The following is a 7,134-nucleotide window of genomic DNA, read 5'->3' on the forward strand; positions in this document are numbered from 1 at the left end:
CCGCCGGGCCGAGCGCGGCGAGGGCGTTCCAGGCCGCGCACGCATCCTCGACGCCGGCCGGAAACGGGTGCTCCGGTGCGAGCCGGTAATCGGCGGCGAAGATCGTGAAGCCGCGCTCGGCCAGCGCGCCCGTCACCGGGCGATGCGATTTCGGCGAGCAGGCGACGAAGCCGCCGCCGTGCAGGTAGAGCAGCCGCCGCTCCGGTCCCTCGGGGCGGACCGGCCTGACCCATTCGCCGGGTATCCCGCCGACGGCGCCGGCCTCGTAGGTCGCGCCGGACGGATCCGGGAACGTCCGGCCGCCGAAGACCGCCCGGATCTTGCCCACGTCGTCCATCGCGCCGAGGCGGTTCCGGACGTTGCGCCTGACCATGTAGGACGCGAGATGCGCACGCAGGCTCGCCATGATGTCGTCTGCTCCGGATCTTCGATTGGGCCACGGGACGGCGCCCGGCACGATATGGTCCGGGCCCCGGCGATGAACAGCCGGGGTCACGTTCCGATCCGGGATCGATCCAGCACCCGCGGGGAAACGACCGCGTGTCGATCGCGCCGGGAAAAGCTTGGCCCGAAGCTTCCATGGCCGTCCCGATCAGCCAGCCGAGTTCCGAGATCCGATGTTCGACCGCCTCCTGCATGCCGGCCTCAGCATCCTTCTGCTGCTCGCCGTCGCCGTCCTGCTCTCGACGAACCGGCGTGCGATCCGGCCCCGCGTGGTGCTCGCCGCGCTCGGTCTACAGGTCGGCCTCGGCGCGCTGATCCTGTTCGTCCCGTCCGGCCAGTCCGGCCTCTCTGCCGCGGCCGGCTTCGTCCAGACCGTGCTCGGTTACGGCGACCGCGGCACCGCATTCCTGTTCGGCGGCCTCGTCGAGCCGCGGATGTTCGAGCTGTTCGGCGGCAGCGGCTTCATCCTGGCGCTTCGGGTGCTGCCGCAGATCCTCTACGTCTCGGCGCTGATCGGCGTGCTGTATCACCTCGGGATCATGCAGGCCGCCGCCCGCATCGTCGGCGCCGGCCTGCGCAGGCTGGTCGGTACCAGCCCGATCGAGTCGTTCTCGGCGGTGATCACCATCGCCATCGGGCAGAGCGAGATCGCGGTGGCGCTGCGCCCGTTCCTCGCGCTGCTGACCGGGGCCGAGCTGTTCGCGGTGATGACGAGCGGCGCCGCCTCCACCGCGGGCTCGATCCTGGCCGGCTACGCGGCGCTCGGCGTGCCGATGACCTACCTGCTCGCCGCCTCGCTGATGGCGATCCCCGGCGGGCTGCTCTTCGCCAAGCTGCTGGTGCCCTCGACCGAGCCGACGCGGATCGCCACCACCCGGGTCGAGTTCGTCGAGACGCGCGCGGCCAACCTGATCGAGGCCGCGGCCGACGGCACGCAGAAGGGGCTCGCCGTCGCCGTCGCGGTCGGCGCGATGCTGATCGCCTTCGTCGGCCTGATCGCGCTCGCCGACGGCATCGTCGGCTACCTGGGCGGCCTCGCCGGATATCCGGCGGCCTCGATTCAGGGCATCCTCGGGTTCGCGCTCGCACCGCTCGCCTGGCTCCTCGGCGTGCCGTGGGAGCACGCGACGCTGGTCGGCGGCGCGATCGGGCAGAAGCTCGCCTTCAACGAGTTCTTCGCCTACGCCAACCTCTCGCCGGTGCTGAAGGGCGGCACCCTCGATCCACGCAGCCAGGCGATCGTCTGCTTCGCGCTCTGCGGCTTCGCCAACCTGTCGTCGATCGCGATCCAGCTCGCGAGCTTCTCCAGCCTCGTGCCCGAGCGCCGGTCCGAGATCGCCCGCTACGGCCTGCGCGCCATCCTCGCGGGCACCCTGTCGAACCTGACGAGCGCGGCCATCGCCGGCCTGTTCATCGCCGCGTGAGGCGGTTTGCCGGCCTCACGCCGGCGGCTGCGAACGTGTAGAACGGCGCCCGAAGACCCGATGTCGGCGACAGATCCCTCGCGAGGGATCGGCCCCGGCGAACGGGTCGCGGACGGTGGACCGGGGCGCGTCGCCATCGGCGGAGGACGGACATGACGACGGTTCTCGACCCTACGGCGGCGCAGGCCTCCGATGGCGCGCGCGCCGCGACGTCGCGGATCGTGCCGCCGTTCCGGGTTCCGCCGGAGCGCGAGCCGCCGATCCTCTCCTATCTCGGCGCGTTGCGCACCAACGCCCTCGTCGGCTGGCCGCGCCGAGCCTACGACGATCTGATCACCCGCCGCAGCCTGCTCGGGCGGTCGAGCTTCACCCTGAGCGATCCGGATGCGATCCGCCGGGTGCTCGTCGACAACCAGGCGAACTATGCCCGCACCGCCGGTTCCGTGCGGATCCTGCGCCCGATCCTCGGCGACGGCGTCCTGATCAGCGAAGGCGCATCCTGGCGCCACCAGCGACGCTCGCTGGCACCGGCCTTCACCCCGAAGGCGATCGACGGCCTCGTCCCGCTGATCGACCGCGCGATCGGCGACGCGCTCGGCGAGTTCGACGTCGCCGCCGCGCGCGGCCCCGTCGCCCTGTTCGCTGCCCTTCACCGGCTGGCCCTGGAGATCGCCGGGCGCAGCATGTTCTCGGTGGCGATGGATCGGCATGGGGACGCGCTGCGCGGCTTCATCGCCGAGTATTCCGAGCGCCTCGGCCGGCCCCACCTCCTCGACATCCTGATGCCGCCGACCTGGCGGGCGCCCCTCGACTTTCCGCGCGCCCGGTTCCGGAAGCGCTGGACGCCCTTCCTCGGCCAGATCATCGAAGCGCGGGCCGCCGACGGGACCCCGCGCACCCATCGCGACCTGCTCGACCTGCTGATGGCCGCCCGCAATCCCGAGACCGGGGCGGCCTTCAGCTACGCCGAGGTCCGCGACCAGGTCGCGACCATGATCCTGGCCGGGCACGAGACCACCGCGGTGCTGCTGTTCTGGGCCGCCTACATGCTGGCGCTGGCGCCCGAGCTGCAGGAGCAGGTGGCGCGCGAGGTGCAGGGCGCGGACCTCGCCGCCCCGGCCGGCTGCGCCCAGGACGGGCGCCTGCCGCTGACCCGCGCGGTGATCGACGAGACGATGCGGCTCTATCCGCCGGCCTTCGTCATCGTGCGACGCGCGCTCGAAGCCGACCGCGTCGCCGGCGTGGAGATCGCGGCCGGCGACATCGTGATGATCTCGCCCTGGGTGCTGCACCGGCACCGCCGCGTATGGGACGACCCACACGCCTTCGATCCGGGCCGCTTCCTGCCCGGCGCCCCGGCGATCCCGCGCTACGCCTATCTCCCCTTCGGCGTCGGCCCGCGGGTCTGCATCGGCGCGCATTTCGCCCTGACCGAGGCGGTGCTGGCGCTCGCCCGCATCGTCGGCCGGTTCAGGATCTCGCTCGCCGATGGCCGCCCGGTGCTGCCGGCGGCCGTCGTGACGACCCAGCCCGAGCACGCACCGGACTTCCACCTGGTGCCGCGCTGACGGCCCCCCGTGCCGGCCCGCTGCGACATCGCGCCGTCACATTTAAACCACGGCCCGAACCTAGGCGTAGCGTCGCCCGACGACCGGGCACGATGCCGTTCCAGCCTGCCCGGTGCGCGTTCTCGATGCCGGGATCCTATGCGGATGCCCCATGTCGCACGTCACCGCGTTCCCGATCGCGCAGAACCCCCCCAAAGCGGCGTCGCCGCGCCTTCATGCGGTCGCCGCAGGCGAGGGCGATCCGCGCGCCATCGCGGTGCGCAGCCTCCGCCTCGGCATGTCGGCGCTCGATGAGGTCATCGCGCTTCTGGACGGCGACCTCGGCGTCGCGTTCGAGCGGGCGGTCGAGACCATCCTGTCGGTGAAGGGCCGCGTCATCGTCTGCGGCATCGGCAAGAGCGGCCATGTCGGGCGCAAGCTCGCCGCGACGCTGGCCTCCACCGGCACGCACGCCTTCTTCGTCCACCCCACCGAGGCGAGCCACGGCGACCTCGGCATGATCGCCGCCGACGACGTGATCGTCGCACTATCGTGGTCGGGCGAGACGGTGGAGCTCGGCGACCTCGTCAGCTTCTCGCGCCGCTTCTCGATCCCCTTGATCGCGATCACCTGCAACGCCGACAGCACGCTCGGCCGCGCGGCGGACGTGCTGCTCGCCCTGCCGAAGGTGCGCGAATCCTGCCCCCACGACCTCGCGCCCACCACCTCGAGCCTGATCCAGCTGGCGCTCGGCGACGCCATCGCGGTGGCGCTCGTCGAGCAGCGCGGCTTCACCTCGGCGCGCTTCAAGACGCTCCATCCCGGCGGGACCCTCGCCGCACGCCTGAAGACCGTGCGCCAGCTCATGCACACCGGCGACGAGGTGCCGCTCGTGCCCGACGCGATGGTGATGTCCGACGTCCTGATCGAGATCACCCGGCGCCGCTACGGTTGCGTCGGCGTCGTCGACGCGGACGGGCACCTGATCGGCATCGTCACCGACGGCGACCTGCGCCGCCACATGGGCCCGGCGATCCTCGACACCACCGTTCAGCAGGTGATGACGGCCGCCCCGGTGGTGGTCGAGGCCGACCTCCTGGCGAGCGCCGCCCTGGAGGTGATGAACCGCAAGCGCATCACGGCGATCTTCGTGGTCGAAGCCGGCCGCCCCGCCGGCATCCTGCACATCCACGACCTGCTCCGCGCCGGCGTGGTGTGACCCCCGCGGCCGCACCCTCGCGGATGCGGCTCGAAGCTTCGTCTGCGAAAGCGCAGTCGGGCTTGAGCAAGGGGCGGGGGGAGTGCGGACCCGATCCTCCACAAACGAAAAAGGGGCCGGCGCTTCGCCAACCCCTCGCATCGCCCGTCGAAATCGATGGTACCACCGCCCCGGCTCGAACGGGGGACCTCTTGATCCACAATCAAGCGCTCTAACCAACTGAGCTACGGCGGCACTGCGGCGGGGTGTATCGTGGCGGCGGCGGCATTTCAAGCGGGTTCGACACCACGCCTGCGCCTGTGGACGGAGGCGTGCGCGAACCCGTAAGGATCGGGCGTGACCTGTCGTCCCATGCCCGCGCCGCGATGAGCCAGACCGCCGAGACCCCGCGCCGCTGCTGGGACCGCGCGACCCTGGTCCAGGCGCCCGGCCGGCTCCGCGTCCTCGTCCGCCGCAGCGAGGTCGGGCTCGTGGTGCTCTCCGGCCTGACCGGATGCGTCGCCGGCGCGGCGGTGGCGGGGATGAACGTCGCGACGCAGGGCCTTCGCGAGGCGCTGTACCGCCTGCCGCACGGGACCCGCCTCAGCGCGGCCGACGCCGTGACGCCGCTCGCCCTTCTCGTCGGCCCCTGCCTCGGCGGCATCCTGCTCGGCCTCGTGATCCTCGCAGCCAACGCGATCCGCGGGCGGCGGAGGCGGCCGGTGATCGATCCGATCGAGGCCAACGCGCTCCATGGCGGCCGGATGTCGCTGCGCGACAGCGTCTACGTGGCCATGCAGAACGTCATCTCGAACGGAAGCGGCGCCTCGGTCGGGCTCGAGGCGGGCTATACGCAGATCTGCGGCGGCCTCGCCTCGCGCCTCGGCATCGCCTTCGAGATGCGGCGCAACGACCTGCGCACGCTGGTCGGCTGCGGATCGGCCGCGGCGATCGCCGCCGCCTTCGGGGCGCCGCTGACCGGCGCGTTCTACGCCTTCGAGCTGATCATCGGCACCTACTCGATCGCGACGCTGACGCCGGTGGTGGTGGCCGCCTTGTGCGGCAGCCTGGTCTCGCGGAGCCTGGTCGCGGCCCAGCCTCTGGTCGCCCTCGACAACGTCCAGGCGGTGACGACGGCCGCGGTGACCGGCGCCGACACCCTGCCGAGCCTCGTCCTCGGCCTGTTCTGCGCCGGCCTCGGCATCCTGATCATGCGCGGCGTCACGCTGGTCGAGCAGGGCGTGGCGGCGACGCGGATCCCGCGGGTGGCCGGACCCGCGCTCGGGGGCCTCTGCGTCGGCGCGCTGGCGCTCGCGATCGGCCCGCAGGTGCTGTCCGGCGGGCACGGCGCTCTCCACGTCCACTTCGCGGACGGGGCCGAGGGCTACGGCACGGCGGCGCTCGTTCTGCTGTTCGTCGGCAAGGCGACGGCCTCGGCGATCTCGATCGGGTCGGGGTTCCGCGGAGGCCTGTTCTTCGCCTCGCTGTTCCTCGGTGCGCTCGCCGGCAAGCTGTTCGCGATGGTCGCGCCGGCGGTGATCCCGGGGCTCGCCGCCTTCGGGCTGACGCCGCTCGCCTATGCGGTGATCGGCATGAGCGCGCTCGCGGTCGCCGTCATCGGCGGCCCGCTCACCATGACGTTCCTGGCGCTGGAAGTGACCGGCAGCCTGCCGATCACCGGCCTCGTCCTCGTCGCGGTGATCGCCTCGTCGCTCACCGTGCGGAAGACCTTCGGCTATTCCTTCGCCACCTGGCGCTTCCACCTGCGTGGCGAGAGCATCCGCAGCGCCCACGACGTCGGCTGGATCCGCAGCCTGACGGTCGGTCGGCTGATGCGCAAGGACGTGCGCACCATCCCCCTCGATACGCCGATGGCGACCTTCCTGCGGGCGCACCCGCTCGGATCGCCCTCGCGGGTGATCGTGGTGGACGAGGCAGGCCGCTACGCCGGCATCGTCCTGGTGCCCGAGGCCCATGCCGCCGCGCGCGACGCGAGCGAGACGCCGGCGACGCTCGCCGACGTGCTGCGCCACCCCGACGACATCCTGACGCCCGAGCTGAACGCCAAGGAAGCCTCGGCGGCCTTCGACCGCACCGAGAGCGAGGCGCTCGCCGTGGTCGACTCGATCCGCGACCGGCAGGTCATCGGCATGCTCACGGAGAGCCACACCTTGAAGCGCTACAGCGACGAGCTCGACCGCCAGCGCCGCGCGATGCAGGGCGAGACGGACTGATCGACGGCCGACCGGCGCTCAGCGCGGGCGGCGCCCGACGCTGACGACGTTGCTCGGGCGGGCCTTCCGCTCGAGGAGGATGTCCTCGACCTTCCGGACGATGCTGGCGGCGTCGAGGCCGGCCTCGGCGTACATCTTGTCCGGGCTGTCGTGGTCTTGATAGCTGTCGGGCAGGGTCATCGTGCGCACCCGCAGCCGCATCGCGTCGAGCACGCCGCGCTCGGTCAGCAGGTGCAGCACCTGCGCCCCGAAGCCGCCGCGCGAGCCCTCCTCCAGCGTGATCAGAA

Annotated in this window: 6 protein-coding genes and 1 tRNA gene; 4 read left to right on the top strand and 3 right to left on the bottom strand. The window is 72.1% G+C overall.

Going from position 1 to position 7,134, the window contains the following annotated elements; translation table 11 throughout:
• A partial coding sequence (locus tag FV223_RS16190) for an alpha/beta hydrolase (protein ID WP_147728001.1) occupies nt 1-406 on the bottom strand: 406 nt, incomplete at its 3' end.
• A 211-nt stretch (nt 407-617) separates the two neighbouring features.
• On the opposite strand from FV223_RS16190, the gene FV223_RS16195 reads away from it, so the two are divergent.
• From FV223_RS16195 to FV223_RS16205, 3 genes are all read left to right on the top strand, one after another.
• A complete protein-coding gene (locus tag FV223_RS16195; protein ID WP_147728002.1) occupies nt 618-1,868 on the top strand; it encodes a nucleoside transporter C-terminal domain-containing protein in 1,251 nt (416 codons plus the stop codon).
• Between the two features lie 152 nt (nt 1,869-2,020).
• Entirely contained in the window at nt 2,021-3,436 is a 1,416-nt protein-coding gene (locus FV223_RS16200; protein WP_147728003.1) for a cytochrome P450, read from the top strand.
• A 151-nt stretch (nt 3,437-3,587) separates the two neighbouring features.
• On the top strand, nt 3,588-4,634 hold the full coding sequence (locus tag FV223_RS16205; RefSeq protein ID WP_147728004.1) for a KpsF/GutQ family sugar-phosphate isomerase: 1,047 nt from the start codon (nt 3,588-3,590) through the stop codon (nt 4,632-4,634).
• A 157-nt stretch (nt 4,635-4,791) separates the two neighbouring features.
• On the opposite strand, the gene FV223_RS16210 is transcribed toward FV223_RS16205, so the two are convergent.
• Nucleotides 4,792-4,868: transfer RNA gene (locus FV223_RS16210), tRNA-His, on the bottom strand.
• A gap of 131 nt (nt 4,869-4,999) precedes the next feature.
• Here FV223_RS16210 and FV223_RS16215 point away from each other — a divergent pair.
• Nucleotides 5,000-6,847 carry a chloride channel protein gene (locus FV223_RS16215; protein WP_147728005.1) on the top strand — a complete coding sequence of 616 codons (1,848 nt, stop codon included), beginning with the start codon at nt 5,000-5,002 and terminating at the stop codon, nt 6,845-6,847.
• Between the two features lie 18 nt (nt 6,848-6,865).
• Here FV223_RS16215 and FV223_RS16220 read toward each other — a convergent pair.
• Nucleotides 6,866-7,134, bottom strand: a 269-nt coding sequence (locus FV223_RS16220) for a transketolase C-terminal domain-containing protein (RefSeq protein ID WP_281407449.1), incomplete at its 5' end; no start/stop codon positions are given.

Source organism: Methylobacterium sp. WL116 (assembly GCF_008039455.1).
In the GTDB taxonomy this organism is placed as follows: Bacteria; Pseudomonadota; Alphaproteobacteria; order Rhizobiales; family Beijerinckiaceae; genus Methylobacterium.

Bases quoted from the DNA above. Each gene is read 5' to 3' on its own strand.
- FV223_RS16195 (WP_147728002.1), top strand. From the start codon at position 618: ATGTTCGACCGCCTCCTGCATGCCGGCCTCAGCATCCTTCTGCTGCTC.
- FV223_RS16200 (WP_147728003.1), top strand. From the start codon at position 2,021: ATGACGACGGTTCTCGACCCTACGGCGGCGCAGGCCTCCGATGGCGCG.
- FV223_RS16205 (WP_147728004.1), top strand. From the start codon at position 3,588: ATGTCGCACGTCACCGCGTTCCCGATCGCGCAGAACCCCCCCAAAGCG.
- FV223_RS16215 (WP_147728005.1), top strand. From the start codon at position 5,000: ATGAGCCAGACCGCCGAGACCCCGCGCCGCTGCTGGGACCGCGCGACC.